Source organism: Pseudoalteromonas spongiae UST010723-006 (assembly GCF_000238255.3).
Lineage (GTDB): Bacteria > Pseudomonadota > Gammaproteobacteria > Enterobacterales > Alteromonadaceae > Pseudoalteromonas > Pseudoalteromonas spongiae.
Window position 1 is genome coordinate 2,987,245 of the sequence record NZ_CP011039.1, and the last position, 14,626, is coordinate 3,001,870.

The following is a 14,626-nucleotide window of genomic DNA, read 5'->3' on the forward strand; positions in this document are numbered from 1 at the left end:
CCATTAGCCACCATCAGATACACTGCCCGACGCCGCAATAGCTGCTGTTGTCGCTGCCGTGGTTGCTGCAATAGCTGCATTACCCGCAACCGTTCCGCTTACAGACGCTGCGTGATTACCGACATCGATAATACATGTGCCGTAACCCAAGCCTTTTAGCGAATTAGTCCATATCTGTTCGCCTGTAGCTTTATCTAAACAAAATAAATGGCCAGAGGAAGATGCGTACACCTTGGTATTATCGCTACTTACTACAGTGATTACTCCTGATTTTAACTTTTTACGCCAAAGCTCACTGCCATCGTCTTTATTAATTGCAACAACATTTCCATTAATACCCAAAATAAGATAATTCATAAACCCTCCTTTTAGTGTCAATACCAGCTTGCGCGATTTCATTGAAAAAGCAAAGACCATTCAACACTGCCATTCCCCACTCATCATTAAATCTGTTATTTCATGTTAAAAAACGTTAGATTGAAGCCTGTTAAACAGGAGATGCAATTATGGAACAGTTTGATATTACGATAATAATTGGCTTAGCCGTCGTATTTATTATTTTAGCCCTAGGGGTAAAAATGGTGCCGCAAGGCTACACCTATACGGTAGAGCGTTTTGGTAAATACACCCGAACTTTACCGCCAGGCCTACAGTTAATTATCCCATTGGTAGATACCATTGGCCGTAAACAAAATATGATGGAACAAGTACTTGATGTACCACCACAAGTAGTCATTTCATCAGACAACGCACAAGTTACTACCGATGCAGTATGTTTCTATCAAGTACTTGACCCAGTTAAAGCATCGTATGAAGTAAATGACTTAGAACGCGCTATGCGTAACCTAGTAATGACCAACATCCGTGCAGTACTTGGTTCGATGGAGCTTGATGAAATGCTTTCGAACCGCGATCGGATTAATGGTTCACTGCTGGTAAAGGTAGATGAAGCAACCGATCCTTGGGGTGTAAAAGTAACCCGAATCGAAATCAAAGATATAGCACCACCAATGGACTTAGTGGATGCCATGGCTCGTCAGATGAAAGCCGAACGTGAAAAGCGTGCCAATATTTTAGAAGCTGAAGGTGAGCGTGAAGCAGCAATTAAGGTTGCCGAAGGTCAAAAACAAGCTGAAATTTTAAAAGCCGAAGGTCAATTAGAAGCAGCTAAACGCGAAGCTGAAGCACGTGAACGTTTAGCGGCAGCAGAAGCCGAAGCAACTCGCTTAGTGTCTGATTCAATTCAAAATGGTGACTCGCGTGCAATTAATTATTTCATCGCACAAAAGTACATGGAATCACTAGGTAAATTAGCCGAATCAGATAACAACAAGGTAATGATGATCCCACTAGAAGCAAGCAATATGCTCGGCTCGATTGCTGGTGTTGCTGAAATTGCAAAAGAAGCGTTTGGCAAGAAATAAACATTACAAACATGTATACTTAACAACAGCACAGCTTGCCGCTGTGCTGTGTTTTAGGAGCAGTTATGATTTCGGAACTATTAAATAATTTAGAACCATGGCACTGGTTATCACTCGGCTTATTGCTGCTTGGTGCCGAAGCATTAGGTGCATCTGGTTTTTTACTCGGTACGGCCATTGCTGCTTTTTTGCTTGCGATTATTAACGCGTTATTTGCAGAACTAAGCTGGCAAACACAAATTGTTTTGTTTGCACTGTCTGCGCTTGGCTTTTCTATCGCATACTGGAAATACTTTAAAGAATTTAACAACCGTTCTGACCACGGCCCACTGAATCAACGCGCAGCCAGCCTGATAGGCCGCGAACTGGTAGTTGAGCACGACTTAAGCGGTGGACATGGCCGTATTCAAATAGGCGATACGTTTTGGAAAGTGACATTTGAAGGTCAGATAAATAAAGGCAGCCGTATCAAGGTTGTCGATGCTGATAGCATGTGCCTGCAAATTACTACAATTAACTAAACTAACCTGCACTCGGGATAAATTACATTTCGTGAACAAAATACGATTGGCAAAATTTATTGCCGATGCTGGCGTGTGTTCAAGACGCCAAGCTTCTCGCTTAATTGACGATAAATGCGTGCTCGTCAATGGTCGCCCAGCAAATCATATTGACCATGTTGATGCCAGTGATGTTATTGAGGTCAACGGTCAGCAGATTAAACCGGTTACAACAAAGTCCTATTACGCGATTTATAAGCCGATTGGCGTTGACTGCAAGCTTATTGAGAGCGATCCCACTAGCCTAGTGCATTTACTGCCAAAACAAATCAGGCTGTTTCCAATCGGACGCTTAGATAAAGATTCTCACGGCTTATTACTGCTTACAAATGACGGAGAGCTGTGCCAACAACTCAATCATCCTGACTTTGATAAAGAAAAAGAGTATATCGTCACCACGAGTAAACCTATTACCGATGAGTTTTGTCAGCAAATGATGAGTGGCGTGCCTGTAAAAGGCGTTATTACCCGCCGCTGTGAAGTTGAGCAAATCAGCGAAACGCAATTTCGTATTATATTAACGCAAGGGCTAAACCGTCAGATCCGCCGCATGACAAAATATTGTGGTAATTATGTGATTGATTTAAAGAGAGTAAGAATAGCAAGTTTATCTCTTGCCGAGCTTAATCTTACACCCGGCAAGTACTGTGAAATAGCAAAAGCCCAAATTACTTCCTGAATCGAACATACATATAAAGACTTGCTATCAAACCACCCGGTAGTAACGCTTTTTCCATACCATTCATCGCTAGATAAGCCATAGTGCCAATAAAAAATACTGTCGTTACAATTACGTCTAAGTATTCCCAAGAAAGCTCTAAAAATTTATTGGTATTCATAACAATTCCTTGCTGTTGTGCTAAACCAAATCAGGGGTTGATTCAAACATTAATAAAAAAGAGTAAGCTTTATATAAGCTGGGTGTAGCTTAGATTTTTTGACCGAAAAAACTTTGATCTAGAATAAAAAAATAGACGAGCTAAGAAAAAATAAGCCGCAAAACTTGCGGCAAATCAACAATAGCATTGTGTGGAAAATATGTAGCAATGAGCGAGCTACAAAACAGAGTATAAAACAGTTATAAAAACCTGCCTGCGACATAATGTCGCACTTTTAATGAATTTTTTTCACATCCATGGCAATTCACCGACCTAGCCTAGCAATACCTGTTAATATGCTATTTTGTTGATTAAGGTACTTATTAATGCTTTGGGTCTTCTTTACTGTGTTAGCAGCATTTATGCAAACGTTTCGCAATGGCCTGCAAAGTAAGTTAAGTAAAGATGTCAGCACGCTCGGTGTAACCTCAGCGCGTTTTTTATTTGCCACTCCGATAGCGCTTACCTACCTTGTTTTGCTCTATCAATTTGAGCCAATCGCCTACCCCGAGTTTAACCGTCAGTTCATAAGTTATGTTGCCATTGCTGCAGGCATGCAAATCCTTGCGACAGCACTTATGGTGGTTTTATTTAAACAACAAAATTTCGCAATTGGTGCTGGGCTGGCAAAAAGTGAGGCGCTTGTTGCCGCTATTTTAGGTGCATTATTTTTTGGTAGTGCACTTACACCGCTCGGTTGGTTTGGCGTGTTGATTGGCGCTTTGGCAGTATTTGTTTTAAGTGGATTAAAGTTCAATCAAGGCTTTCAATTAAAAACCGTGCTGATTGGTTTGGGCTGCGGCAGCGCATTTGCTTTAACCTCTCTTTCAGTACGTGAAGCCAGTATTGCCCTTGATTTACCATTCCCACACAGTGCTGCATGGGTATTACTCTGGGTATTAACACTGCAAAGTATCATTTTAATTGCGCACATTGCGATAAAAGAAAGGCATACATTTAGCAAATTAAAACAGCACTTGCCCACCACATTCGCCATTAGTGTAACGAGTTGTATTGGTTCAATCGGCTGGTTTAGTGCAATGAGTTTACAGTACGTCGCGTATGTTAAAACGCTGGGGCAAATAGAAGTACTGTTTACTATTTTACTTGCGATATTTTGGCTAAAACAAAAACCAAGCAAAAATGAGTTGCTCGGTTTAATACTCATTGCACTCGCTGCTATTTTAGTAATGTGGCAATAGCAAGTTAGAGGGCAGCTAAATCAATAAGCTAAATAACCAATTTTTCGCCAGCAGATAAACCCGAGATAATAATCACCAGATTATTATCAAGCTGCTGACCTAAACGCACAAATCGCTCGCTTACTTGATTGTTTTCCAATACCGACACTTTTGATAACTGACCAAATTGCTGAATATATCGCTTATCAATTGCGATAACATCGCGTGTGGCCTTATCAATACCCACCTTGGCATACATCCCAGGCATCAAACCCGAACCATCAAGATTATCACCCGCTAAATCGAGTTTAACTTCAAAGCTGCGAGCTGCGCTGTCAGCAAGCGGCACAATTTCACTGATCCGCGCAGTTCTTACTTGCTGCAATGCCGATAGTTCCACTTGCAACGCTTGACCTAAGGCTAGGGTTACCGCTTGGCTTTCAGGAATATAACTACTAATTTGAATACTGCTCGGATTGTAAAGCGCTACAACGGCTTGCCCCGGATTCACTAAATCCCCCGGTTCAACCATACGATCAACCACTTTACCTGCTATCGGTGCTATGATCTTGCTGTAAGCTAGCGTTACATTAGCTTGATCACGCTGCTGCTCGTAACTTAGTTTGGTTGCTCGTAATTGATCAAATGTAGACTGCACAGAATCCAGATCATTAACAGAGATCAACCCCTGCTCACGAAGCGCCTTATTACGTTTTAGTTGTAAAGACGCTTGCGTTAACTGAGCCGAAACGGCTTCAACCTGCGCTTCAATTTGACGCACTTGCGCTTTGAGATCTTGGTTGTCTAACTCAGCAATCACATCACCTGCTTGCACCATATCGCCAGCACGAACATTTACTGAGGTCACATTTGCTAAAATACGACTCGCTACTTGTGTGTTTTGCTTTGCAATAAGGTTGGCTGGCAACCAAAGCCTATCGGTATAAGCGTAGGGTTCAATAGTGATAGTTTGCACATTTTGTAATTGAGGCGATGCTGTACTCGGCGCAATTTTGTCGCTGAAACCACCCGCCATCATAATGATCATTGCCACTAACGCGAGAATCGCAACAACCGGAATTAATAACGTTTTTTTTGTCATGATTTATTGCTCCTGAGCGTCTTGCGCACTGTTTTTTGTGTCGTCGAAAACCAGATAGTAAACGGCGGGCACAATGATCAAACTGAATAAGGTAGAGGAAATAATGCCAAAGATAATCGCGAGCGCTAAACCACTAAATACGGGGTCAAGAATAATCACTAAATTACCAAGTAATGTGGTACCAGCGGTGAGCAATACTGGGCGCATGCGCACACTGCCTGCCATTAATAGCGCTTCTTTTATCGCAGCACCTTGTGCACGTGCAGCACTTATAAATTCAACCAAAATAAGTGAATTGCGAACCACAATACCGGCCAACGCTATCATGCCAATCATCGCAGTTGCGGTAAACAAAACAGGTTCAGGGCTCGCTGCAATCTCTCGCTCACCAAACTGATTCATTAACCAAAAGCCCGGCATAATACCAATTACAGTCAGCGGAATAGCCGACATAATAATACCCGACAACGCATAAGAACCGGTTTGTAAGCGTAAAATAAAGAAGATCCCCGTGAGCGCAAAAGCAAACGCGATACCCATATCTCTAAATACGCGCGCGGTTATTCTTAGCTCGCCTTCACCACTCCACGTAAGCCAGGTGCCTTGTGGAATTGACCATAACTCACCACCACCGTTATTAAGATAATGACGTTCTTGCCAAGCAACATGGCTTGTTTGCTGATCGTTAAGTTGTTCACGTTGATCAGCATTAATATCTGCGACTACTTCCGCAGGCGCGCGGCCATTTAACTCGGCGGTGACATAAATCACTGACTGTAAGTCTTTACGATAAATAGGCTGAGTAACGTTCAACGTTTGGTACTGGCCTAATTCACTTAAGGCAACTAATGGTTGCGGCGCAGCTTCTAAACCAAGCCCTAAATCGGTTTGCGCAATGCCCTCTCGGCCACGAATATACAGACCATCAAGCTCACTAGCTTGGTTGCGCGTTTGATAAGGTATGCGTAATTTTATTGCCAGCGGCTCAGCTTCATATTGATTGGCGATACTGCCAGCCTCTACGCCGAATCCTGCAATCATTAATGTGCGTTTAATATCTTCCGTTGCGATACCAGAAAGTGCGGCTTTTTCTTTATCTACCACAAAACGATTAATCTGTTGCTTTGCCTGCATTGTGGTATCAACCTCCACTACATGTGGCTCACTTGCCAAACGCACCGCGATATTGCGTGCCGCTAATTGTTGCTGTTCGAGTGCAACAAATGGGTCACGGTATACCTCGGCAACTAACGTTGATAACACCGGTGGGCCAGGTGGTACTTCAACAACTTTTACATTCACGCCATCTTTATTAAATGGCGCAAGTAATTCTCGTAAGCGTAAGACGACACCATGAGATTGATGTTCTCGTTCACTTTTATCTACCAGCAATACGCGTATTTCCGCGAGATTTTCTCTCGTACGCATATAGTATTGGCGAACCATGCCGTTGAAGTCGATTGCACTGGGCTCACCGACATAAACGGCAACCGCTTTAACTTCCGCAACACGCTTAACTTGTTGGGCAATTTCGCCAGAGAGCGCTGCACTTTGCTCTAGACTGGCTGACTCAGGTAAGTCGATAAGTATTTGCACTTCATTTTTATTATCGAAAGGCAATAATTTGAGCGGCACAGTGCGAAAAACAGGTAGTAATGCACTGGCAATGAAAAGCCCCAGCGTTAGCCATAACGCTGTTTTAGCACGCGATTTCGACGCTAGAATTGGCGTTAAAATTTTATGGTATAGGTCGCCACTATTACTGCTTTCTTGTTGTTTAGTAGAATCTTTAAGTAATTTACTTGCTAACCAAGGAGTGACGAATAACGCAACCAAAGTAGACACAATCACACTAACTGGCACATTAAACGCCATCGGTGCCATATAAGGCCCCATCATGCCGGTAATAAAGGCCATTGGCACAAACGCCAAAACAATGGTTACGGTAGACATAATTAGAGCTGGGCGAATTTCGCTCATAGCGGCCACTATCTGACTCGTTTTACCGTCGCCTTTTAGCATAAAACGTTTAATGTTATCGATGCCGGTAATTGGGTCATCTACCAGTAAACCCAGTGATAAAATCAGCGCAAATAAGGTGACTCGGTTAATGGTGTAACCAAAGGCCATGTCCAAAATAAGTGTTAAGCCATAACAAATCGGCACAGCTAAACCAACAACAATGGCAGGTCGCCAACCTAAAAAGACACCGATAAATACCACCACGGTAAATACTGCGAATGCTAATGACGAAACAAGGTTATTAACTTTTTCATTTGCCGTTTCGCCATAGTTTCTCAGTACTGCAACATTGACATGTTTGGGTATCAGCTGCCCTTTTAACGCATTAATACTTTCTAGTACTTTGTTGGCAAGGTTAACAGCATTGCTGCCTGCTTGTTTCGCAATACTAATCGTCACCATAGGGTGATCGGCTGAATTGGCACTTGCCTCGCTATACCACTGATAACTTGTTGCTTCGCTTGGTCCATCTTGAATTGTTGCAACATCCGATAAATACACGGGCTTACCATTTATTACGTTAACTACTAAATGATTTAATTCATCGCTTTGTCTAAATACATCACCCACCTCAAGCACTACAGATTCACTATTCGATACCTGCACACCAACCGCTGCTAATTGGTTTGACACATTAATCGCGTTATAAACATCCATTACGGTTGTATTAAATGCAGCAAGATTAGTGGTATTTAAGTAAACTTGCATGCTGCGCTGGCGACCACCAATAACCTTTACTTCAGAGGTATCGTCTATCGCTTGTAAGTGAGTTGAAACTTCTTGTGCAATGCGGCGTAATTCATAATCATCATAAAGTTGCGGCTGCTCACTCCATAAGCCGAGCATCATAATAGCTACATCATCAACTTCAATTGGCTTTACTTGCCAATTCGCCACTATATTCGGCATAGAATTTTGATTGGCATACAATTTATTGTAAGTGTTTAAAATCGCTTTTTCGCGGTCTTCGCCTACATAAAAGCGTAACGTAACGGTTGTTCCACCGGTTTGTGTTACTGAGTAAACATGTTCAACACCTGGCACTTGCGCCAACAGTTTTTCAAGGGGAATAGTTACTTGTCGTTCCACTTGATTGGCATTGATATTTGGCACCGATACCAGAATATCCAACATAGGTACCACTATCTGTGGTTCTTCTTCTCGCGCGGTGAATTTAAGCGCTAACACGCCACTTAACAAAGCGAAAATAAAAATCACCAGTGGAACACGCCCTTGCAGTGAACTTGCTACTAAACGATCAATCGGGTGTGATGTACTCATGACACCGTCCTTGCTATTCAGGCTGACAAAACATATCGTAAAGCGCGCTTAACATGGCGCTCACTCGCGGATCGACGATACGATAATAAATAGTCTGCGCTTCACGACGCGTCTCTACTAAGCCCGAGTTACGTAAACTCGCTAAATGCTGTGACAATGCAGATTGCGCCAATGGTACAGCTTGGTTCAACTCGCTAACACTTAGCTCACCTTGATTTAATGTACACAAGATCATTAAACGATTTTTGTTTGCCATCAATTTTAAAAACTGCTCGGCTTCTGCTGCATTTTCAAGCATTTTGTCCATATCTAAATTCATAGGCGTCAATTCTTTATTCTCAAATTTGAGCAAAGTATAAGCTGTTATATTAGAAAAGTCTAATATTAGAATTTACTAATTTAGGTTTTTCTAATATATTTAAATGCAACTCCACTTTTAAGTAGGTTATTCGAATGAAAGTAAATGATGCACTACGATTAATTGCCGGTGTGATGCTGATAGTGTCACTGTTACTAACGCACTTTGTGCACCCCAACTGGATCTTTTTCACGCTATTTATCGCTGTTAATTTATTACAGTCAGCGTTTACTAAGTGGTGCCCAATGATGACGATACTTCGTAAATTTGGCTTGGAGGATTGACCGTGCTGAAAACTATTCCAGATCTTATTAAACTTGCATCTGAACATGTAGTAAAAATGGATGCTGCACAAGCAAAAAGTGAAATTGCCAAGAACAATGGCTTACTTATTGATGTGCGTGAACCCGCTGAGCACGCAATTAAAAATGCAGTAGGTGCTATTAATATTCCCCGTGGCGTGCTCGAAATGAAGTTGGTTGAAATTGAAAAAGACGCAGAACGCCCAATTTACTTGCATTGTGCAACGGGCGGACGTGCTACTTTAGCGGCAGAACAACTGCAACGTATTGGTTATAACAAGGTAACAGTGATCAGCTGCAAAGCTGAAAATGTATGTGATACCTTTTGCTAAAGCACAAAAAAGGCTTCCGATTGGAAGCCTTAATTTAGCTGATAAGGTACGGCTTTAATTACGCTTGGTTAGGTACAATTTGTACTTCAACACGGCGGTTTTTGGCTTTACCAGAAGCGGTTTCATTGCTCGCAACTGGACGCATTTCACCGTAGCCAACAACAGATAAACGCGCTTGCATAATTGACTGGTTAACTAAGTATTGCTGCACACTGCGTGCTCGACGCTCTGATAACGTTTGGTTATAGCTTTCGCTACCGCTGCTATCAGTATGCCCTTCAATGCTCAAAAACGTTTTATCATAATGGCTCAATACATTCGCAATTGAGTTTAAGGTGTCGTGAAATTGCGGCGTAATGGTTGATTGATTGCTCGCAAAAGTGATATTTGATGGCATCACTAAGCGTAAGTTATCGCCTTCCCTGACTACTTCAACACCTGAACCTGAAAGCTGCTCACGCATTTCTGCTTCTTGACGATCCATGTAATCACCAATCGCGGCACCTGCAATAGCACCTACAGCAGCACCAATCACCGCGCGTTTATTTTTGTGGTTAGAGGTAGATTTACCGATTACTGCACCAGTTACAGCACCTATCATCGCACCTTTTTCCGCATTGGTTGTAGCACAACCTGACGCTGCAACAGCCGCAGCCAAAATAGAAACACTCAGTAATTTACGTGACGAGAAGTAAGTCATTGTCTCTCTCTTTATCTTTGGAGTTTTATAAAAATGTAGTGTGGTATGTCTGAATAAACGCTGAATTGCGAAGTTATTTCACATCAACTGGTGGTAAGTCATACAGATCAACGATTTGTGACAACTCTCCACTTTTTGCTAATTCCTGTAGGGCAACTTGCACTTGCTCGATCAACTTCTGCTTTTCTGAACGCTTTGAAGCCACTGCGTAACCGAGAATCGGCTCATCATGGCGGTAGGTTAGTTTTTTAAGCCTGTGTGAAGGCTGGTTTAAGACACTCAACGAATGGTCAGCGGTTTGCTCAACAGCAATAACCACATCTAAACGACCTTTCAAAAGTAAATCCATCGCTACTTTTTCACTTTGCACCGCGATTTTCATTAACTTTTGGTCATTGTCAAAACGAGCAAAATGCGCAGCACCGCGCACAATACCAATACGCTTTCCGTAAAGGTCACCAAATGTATTAACCACTGTTTTGCTTTCGGTTTGTGCATAAAATACAAATGGTGAGTTCAATACCATGTAGGCCGGTTCAAGAAATGCCATATCACGTTGACGTTCTAGCGTTTTGATAAACGCCCCACCAATATCGGCTTGGCCTGATTTAATTAACTGAACACAGCGCGAAATAGGACATGGAATAAGCTGTAAAGATACATTAAGCTGCTTAGAAATGCGCATCATAATGTCGATTAATAAACCTCGGGGGCGGGTTTCACCTTGGGTGTAACTGTATGGAGGTGCATGGTCAACAGCAACCACCAAACGACTGCTAGCAGAGCTTGGCGCTGCCATTAGAAGCGAAACAAAGATGATAAAAGGTGCTACGTATTTTATTTTCACAATTCTGCCTTAACTACAGAGTGGCAAAAAATCCTTGTTCTGCGGTTGCATACCTAGAGTCTATTGTAATTTAAGCAATTATATTGCGCTACACACTGCCCAATAAAACCAAATAAAACAACAAATTTTAATAGACCTTCGTGATTCTAGCCAAAAAGCCACCCCAAAAAAACCCTAGGCTACAATATTTAAACAAATGTAAATACTTATTAATCTATCAGTAGTACAACGGTATAGCTGTATTTGGCGCGGATTAAAACAAAACTTAGCGCTCAGTTCAGCAACTATTATTAATTATGGCATAGCCCTATAAGCAATCAATTATTGCCATTTATTTTAAAAAGCTATATTTTGCAAACAGTTTTTCCCTCACATTAGGTGACACTTGCATTGGCTGACAAAACATAAAGTAGTTATAGGTATAAACTTACTGCTGTTTTCACTTATTCTTCTTGTCAGTTTTATCTGGGAGTTTGGCCCATTGCGTGTTGAGGGTGTTGATTCTGAACGCCTTACTCACTACACCATACACATTATTTTGCTACCACTGCTGATTATCTATCTGCCACTAAAACTTATTAGGCAAAGATCAAACAGTGGCAAAAAAGCCTATTTTGCGGGTTTAATTTTATGCGTATTAGCAGGTCTTGCCAGCGCGACTTACACGCATACAGCTTCTGTGCCTGGTAGCTTTTTATTTAAAATAGAAGGTGGCACAAAGCAAGTAACCGACCCCGATTATGATCATACGGGCGAAAATAACTCTTATATGACCTTCACTATTAGCACCAGTATTAAGGGGTACGACAAACCACTTGCTCCGGCATATTTTTACGTTGAAGCGTTTCTACACAGCATTTTTTACTGCTTTTACATGCTGTGTTATCTGCAAGCTTACGGCATTATGCATAAGCACAAATTAAAAGAAAAACTAAAGCAGCAACAACTCGATGTGCTGCAATATCAACTTAACCCACACTTTTTATTTAATTCATTAAATAGCATTCGCGGGATGCTGTACGAGGACGTTAGCGAAGCTAAAAAGCTGTTACTAGAGTTCCGCCAGCTGTTTAAGCACCATTTCGATAATAAACAACACTGTATTGCTCTTAAACAAGAGCTGTTGCTTTGTCGCCATTACTTAAAGCTTGAAAAAGTGCGCTTTGAAGAGCGCCTCAATGTCGACTTAAAGGTGCCTAGCGAATGTGAAATTATGCTTGTGCCAAGTATGAGTATATTTACCTTGATCGAAAATGCGATTAAACATGGCATCGGGCAAATTCCTTCAGGCGGTACCATCGCCATTTCGGTTGCCAAGCAAGATAAAAAACTGTCAATCACCGTAAGTAATCCAATTAATAAAACCGCACGTCAAGCTGATGGCACTCGCACTGGGTTAGCTAATCTTGAAGCGCGCTTAGCATTACTTTATCGTGATAATTTCACAATTAATTCAGAACGCAGTGATGACCAGTTCAGCGTTGAATTACAGATCCCGTTGAAAAAGGACAAGGCAGGTGAATAAGTCGTACGATTATTACGTTGCACAAGGCATTATCACGGTATTAATCTTGTTTTTCCCGTTAGTTGCAGTGACTTTTTTTGCGCCAGAAAAACTATTTAAATATGCTCACGAATGGTTGCTGTATACCCTTTTATTGGTATCTGTTTGGCACTTTGTTACCCGCAGCTTTATCAAGCGCATGCTGCAGAAGCAGCGGTTTTATCGTGCGTTAGTGGTATTGAGTGCAGTAATTATTACGGTCGCTATTTTATATTTGCCAAGCACTTTGCTTAGTTATATTTGGTATATCGAGGCCAGTGACAGACAGCAGTTAGTAAAATTACTCACCAAATTTAACCTATTTTTAAGCCTTGTTTGGACTATTGGTTATGTCAGTGCACAGGCCATTCGAGAAAAAGCCAGTATCGAAAAACGCATTAAAAGCCATTCACTTAAAATGCTATCGCAGCAAGTTCAACCCGCATTTCTCTATCAATGTTTAGACAACATAGAAGCGTTAATGGATAAAGATGCCGATAAGGCAAGCGAGTCTATTACCGATTTAGCTGAGCTGCTGCGTTACAAACTACAAGCCGGAAAACAAGATCTAGTTGAATTACAACAAGAGCTAAGTGCATTATCATATATGCAACGGCTAGCGAATGCAGGCGATTTAACGGTAAAGGTCGCGCCAGAATTAGCACAGCAATCGGTCACTGTGCCGCCATTGTTAGTCTACAACTTGCTGTATATGCTAAATTTGAAAGTATCTCAACCGCTGCACGTAAACGTTACATTTGAACAGCAAAATTGTGTTGTGAGCGTTACAGGCTTTAGTTATCAACCACGCCTTATTATTTCGCGAATTAAAAGCCACTACATTGAATTTTTTGCCAGCCAACAAGCGAGCATTCAATATCACAATAAGGTATTAAGCCTGATTATTAGCCTGTAAGCTGGCCTGTAACGTGCTGATAAGGGCGTAAACCAAACATGTTTAAACTTGCTAGCAAGTGATCCATAATATCGGCTTGTAAGTGCTCATATGGGATCCAGCGCTTATCTGCACTAAAACAATAAAGCTCTACCGGTAAACCTTCTGCGCTCGGCGCAAGCTCGCGTACCATTAAAGTTAAATTATGATTAAGCGCCTCATGCTGGCGCAAATACTCTTCTGCATAAGCGCGGAATAACTTCACATTACTCTGTGCTTTTGCGTTATCTAACTCTTCATTGCTGAGCACTTGGGTGATAAATTCATTACTTTTCAGGGTTTCTAAGAAGTCACTATCGATAAGACGAATACTATTAAGGTCAAGGTGAATTGCACGCTTAATGCGTCTGCCGCCAGACTCTTGCATGCCGCGCCAGTTTTTAAATGACTGAGAAATAAGAGCATAGGTTGGCACAGTAGTAATGGTTTTATCCCAGTTACGTACTTTAACCGTATTTAACCCTAACTCTTCAATTTCACCGTCAGCTCCGTATTGGTCAAACTGGATCCAATCGCCATCTTTTACTAGTCGGTTTGCGGCAATTTGAATGCTCGCAACAAACCCCAAAATAGTATCTTTAAATACCAATAATAGCACCGCCGCTAGCGCACCAAAGCCCGATAGAATATAAGCCGGAGATTCGTCAATTAACACACTAATGATGAGAATAGACGTTACGATAAAGGTAATAAGCTTAGCTACTTGGATAATGCCCAAGATTGGCACTTCTTTCGCAAAACTCAGCTGATTATATGCAGCCCCTGCAATGCTAATAACCGAGCTAAAAATAAAGCCACTGTAGATAATGGCAATAATTTGGCCAATTGAGCGGTAAAACACCTCGCCTTCATCACCAGGTAAGTAAAAATAACGAAAGCCAGATACAAACACCACACTACATATAAACCCCGCTAGGCGCCTATTAAGTTTGCTAAATAGCGGCTTAAGTTGACCTAATCGATGTGGCGAAATATAAACGGTTAGTTTTTCAAAGCCCGGTAATACCAAGCAGCGTGCAACATAATAAATAATGACTAGCAGCAATACGCCAGAGCAAATAGAAAGCACTTGTGGCAGCCAATCTAAATGTGGAAATGCCTCTTTAACCCAAAGGGATATTAGCTTTTCTACCTTGCTCAT

Annotated in this window: 16 protein-coding genes; 8 read left to right on the forward strand and 8 right to left on the reverse strand. The window is 41.7% G+C overall.

Annotated elements, in window-relative coordinates:
- Window positions 1–3 precede the first annotated feature (3 nt).
- Window positions 4–357: an outer membrane protein assembly factor BamB family protein gene (locus tag PSPO_RS13740; protein ID WP_010561462.1), complete on the reverse strand. Its 354-nt coding sequence runs from the start codon at window positions 355–357 to the stop codon at window positions 4–6.
- A 149-nt stretch (window positions 358–506) separates the two neighbouring features.
- On the opposite strand from PSPO_RS13740, the gene PSPO_RS13745 reads away from it, so the two are divergent.
- The 3 genes from PSPO_RS13745 (at window position 507) to PSPO_RS13755 (ending at window position 2,663) form a co-directional block, all read left to right on the forward strand.
- Window positions 507–1,424: an SPFH domain-containing protein gene (locus PSPO_RS13745; protein ID WP_010561461.1), complete on the forward strand. Its 918-nt coding sequence runs from the start codon at window positions 507–509 to the stop codon at window positions 1,422–1,424.
- Between the two features lie 65 nt (window positions 1,425–1,489).
- Window positions 1,490–1,945, forward strand: a complete 456-nt coding sequence (locus PSPO_RS13750) for an NfeD family protein (RefSeq protein ID WP_010561460.1) — start codon at window positions 1,490–1,492, stop codon at window positions 1,943–1,945.
- A gap of 31 nt (window positions 1,946–1,976) precedes the next feature.
- A complete protein-coding gene (locus PSPO_RS13755; protein WP_040641425.1) occupies window positions 1,977–2,663 on the forward strand; it encodes a pseudouridine synthase in 687 nt (228 codons plus the stop codon).
- On the opposite strand, the gene PSPO_RS21675 is transcribed toward PSPO_RS13755, so the two are convergent.
- Window positions 2,653–2,823: a hypothetical protein gene (locus PSPO_RS21675; protein ID WP_157813518.1), complete on the reverse strand. Its 171-nt coding sequence runs from the start codon at window positions 2,821–2,823 to the stop codon at window positions 2,653–2,655. The two genes, PSPO_RS13755 and PSPO_RS21675, sit on opposite strands and share 11 nt — an antisense overlap.
- Window positions 2,824–3,188: 365 nt before the next feature.
- On the opposite strand from PSPO_RS21675, the gene PSPO_RS13760 reads away from it, so the two are divergent.
- Window positions 3,189–4,064, forward strand: a complete 876-nt coding sequence (locus PSPO_RS13760) for a DMT family transporter (RefSeq protein WP_010561458.1) — start codon at window positions 3,189–3,191, stop codon at window positions 4,062–4,064.
- A 28-nt stretch (window positions 4,065–4,092) separates the two neighbouring features.
- On the opposite strand, the gene PSPO_RS13765 is transcribed toward PSPO_RS13760, so the two are convergent.
- The 3 genes from PSPO_RS13765 to PSPO_RS13775 are packed head-to-tail and all read right to left on the reverse strand — an operon-like array spanning window position 4,093 to window position 8,767.
- Window positions 4,093–5,145 (reverse strand): efflux RND transporter periplasmic adaptor subunit, encoded by a 1,053-nt coding sequence (locus tag PSPO_RS13765; protein WP_010561457.1) that lies wholly within the window; start codon window positions 5,143–5,145, stop codon window positions 4,093–4,095.
- Between the two features lie 3 nt (window positions 5,146–5,148).
- The gene (locus PSPO_RS13770) at window positions 5,149–8,448 is read right to left on the reverse strand and encodes an efflux RND transporter permease subunit (RefSeq protein WP_010561456.1); all 3,300 of its coding nucleotides are present in this window, start codon (window positions 8,446–8,448) and stop codon (window positions 5,149–5,151) included.
- A gap of 13 nt (window positions 8,449–8,461) precedes the next feature.
- Window positions 8,462–8,767 (reverse strand): ArsR/SmtB family transcription factor, encoded by a 306-nt coding sequence (locus tag PSPO_RS13775; RefSeq protein WP_010561455.1) that lies wholly within the window; start codon window positions 8,765–8,767, stop codon window positions 8,462–8,464.
- Window positions 8,768–8,901: 134 nt separating this feature from the next.
- Between PSPO_RS13775 and PSPO_RS13780 the strand changes: the two genes are divergently transcribed.
- A complete protein-coding gene (locus tag PSPO_RS13780; protein ID WP_010561454.1) occupies window positions 8,902–9,090 on the forward strand; it encodes a YgaP family membrane protein in 189 nt (62 codons plus the stop codon).
- Between the two features lie 2 nt (window positions 9,091–9,092).
- The gene (locus PSPO_RS13785; RefSeq protein ID WP_010561453.1) at window positions 9,093–9,440 is read left to right on the forward strand and encodes a rhodanese-like domain-containing protein; all 348 of its coding nucleotides are present in this window, start codon (window positions 9,093–9,095) and stop codon (window positions 9,438–9,440) included.
- A gap of 58 nt (window positions 9,441–9,498) precedes the next feature.
- Here the strand turns inward: PSPO_RS13785 and PSPO_RS13790 are convergent, their stop codons facing one another.
- On the reverse strand, window positions 9,499–10,140 hold the full coding sequence (locus PSPO_RS13790; RefSeq protein ID WP_010561452.1) for a YiaD family glycine zipper/OmpA-like lipoprotein: 642 nt from the start codon (window positions 10,138–10,140) through the stop codon (window positions 9,499–9,501).
- A 73-nt stretch (window positions 10,141–10,213) separates the two neighbouring features.
- Window positions 10,214–10,987 carry a substrate-binding periplasmic protein gene (locus PSPO_RS13795; protein WP_010561451.1) on the reverse strand — a complete coding sequence of 258 codons (774 nt, stop codon included), beginning with the start codon at window positions 10,985–10,987 and terminating at the stop codon, window positions 10,214–10,216.
- A 385-nt stretch (window positions 10,988–11,372) separates the two neighbouring features.
- On the opposite strand from PSPO_RS13795, the gene PSPO_RS13800 reads away from it, so the two are divergent.
- The gene (locus PSPO_RS13800; protein WP_010561450.1) at window positions 11,373–12,512 is read left to right on the forward strand and encodes a sensor histidine kinase; all 1,140 of its coding nucleotides are present in this window, start codon (window positions 11,373–11,375) and stop codon (window positions 12,510–12,512) included.
- On the forward strand, window positions 12,505–13,446 hold the full coding sequence (locus PSPO_RS13805) for a histidine kinase (RefSeq protein WP_010561449.1): 942 nt from the start codon (window positions 12,505–12,507) through the stop codon (window positions 13,444–13,446). Before PSPO_RS13800 ends, PSPO_RS13805 begins: the two co-directional genes overlap by 8 nt.
- Here the strand turns inward: PSPO_RS13805 and PSPO_RS13810 are convergent.
- Window positions 13,436–14,626, reverse strand: coding sequence for a mechanosensitive ion channel family protein (locus PSPO_RS13810; RefSeq protein WP_010561448.1), 1,191 nt, complete (start codon window positions 14,624–14,626; stop codon window positions 13,436–13,438). The two genes, PSPO_RS13805 and PSPO_RS13810, sit on opposite strands and share 11 nt — an antisense overlap.

Excerpts from the sequence above, each read along its gene's own strand:
- PSPO_RS13790 (WP_010561452.1), bottom strand. The coding sequence starts at position 10,140 with ATGACTTACTTCTCGTCACGTAAATTACTGAGTGTTTCTATTTTGGCT.
- PSPO_RS13745 (WP_010561461.1), top strand. The coding sequence starts at position 507 with ATGGAACAGTTTGATATTACGATAATAATTGGCTTAGCCGTCGTATTT.
- PSPO_RS13740 (WP_010561462.1), bottom strand. The coding sequence starts at position 357 with ATGAATTATCTTATTTTGGGTATTAATGGAAATGTTGTTGCAATTAAT.
- PSPO_RS13775 (WP_010561455.1), bottom strand. The coding sequence starts at position 8,767 with ATGAATTTAGATATGGACAAAATGCTTGAAAATGCAGCAGAAGCCGAG.
- PSPO_RS13760 (WP_010561458.1), top strand. The coding sequence starts at position 3,189 with ATGCTTTGGGTCTTCTTTACTGTGTTAGCAGCATTTATGCAAACGTTT.
- PSPO_RS13770 (WP_010561456.1), bottom strand. The coding sequence starts at position 8,448 with ATGAGTACATCACACCCGATTGATCGTTTAGTAGCAAGTTCACTGCAA.
- PSPO_RS13750 (WP_010561460.1), top strand. The coding sequence starts at position 1,490 with ATGATTTCGGAACTATTAAATAATTTAGAACCATGGCACTGGTTATCA.
- PSPO_RS21675 (WP_157813518.1), bottom strand. The coding sequence starts at position 2,823 with ATGAATACCAATAAATTTTTAGAGCTTTCTTGGGAATACTTAGACGTA.
- PSPO_RS13810 (WP_010561448.1), bottom strand. The coding sequence starts at position 14,626 with ATGAGCAAGGTAGAAAAGCTAATATCCCTTTGGGTTAAAGAGGCATTT.
- PSPO_RS13765 (WP_010561457.1), bottom strand. The coding sequence starts at position 5,145 with ATGACAAAAAAAACGTTATTAATTCCGGTTGTTGCGATTCTCGCGTTA.
- PSPO_RS13780 (WP_010561454.1), top strand. The coding sequence starts at position 8,902 with ATGAAAGTAAATGATGCACTACGATTAATTGCCGGTGTGATGCTGATA.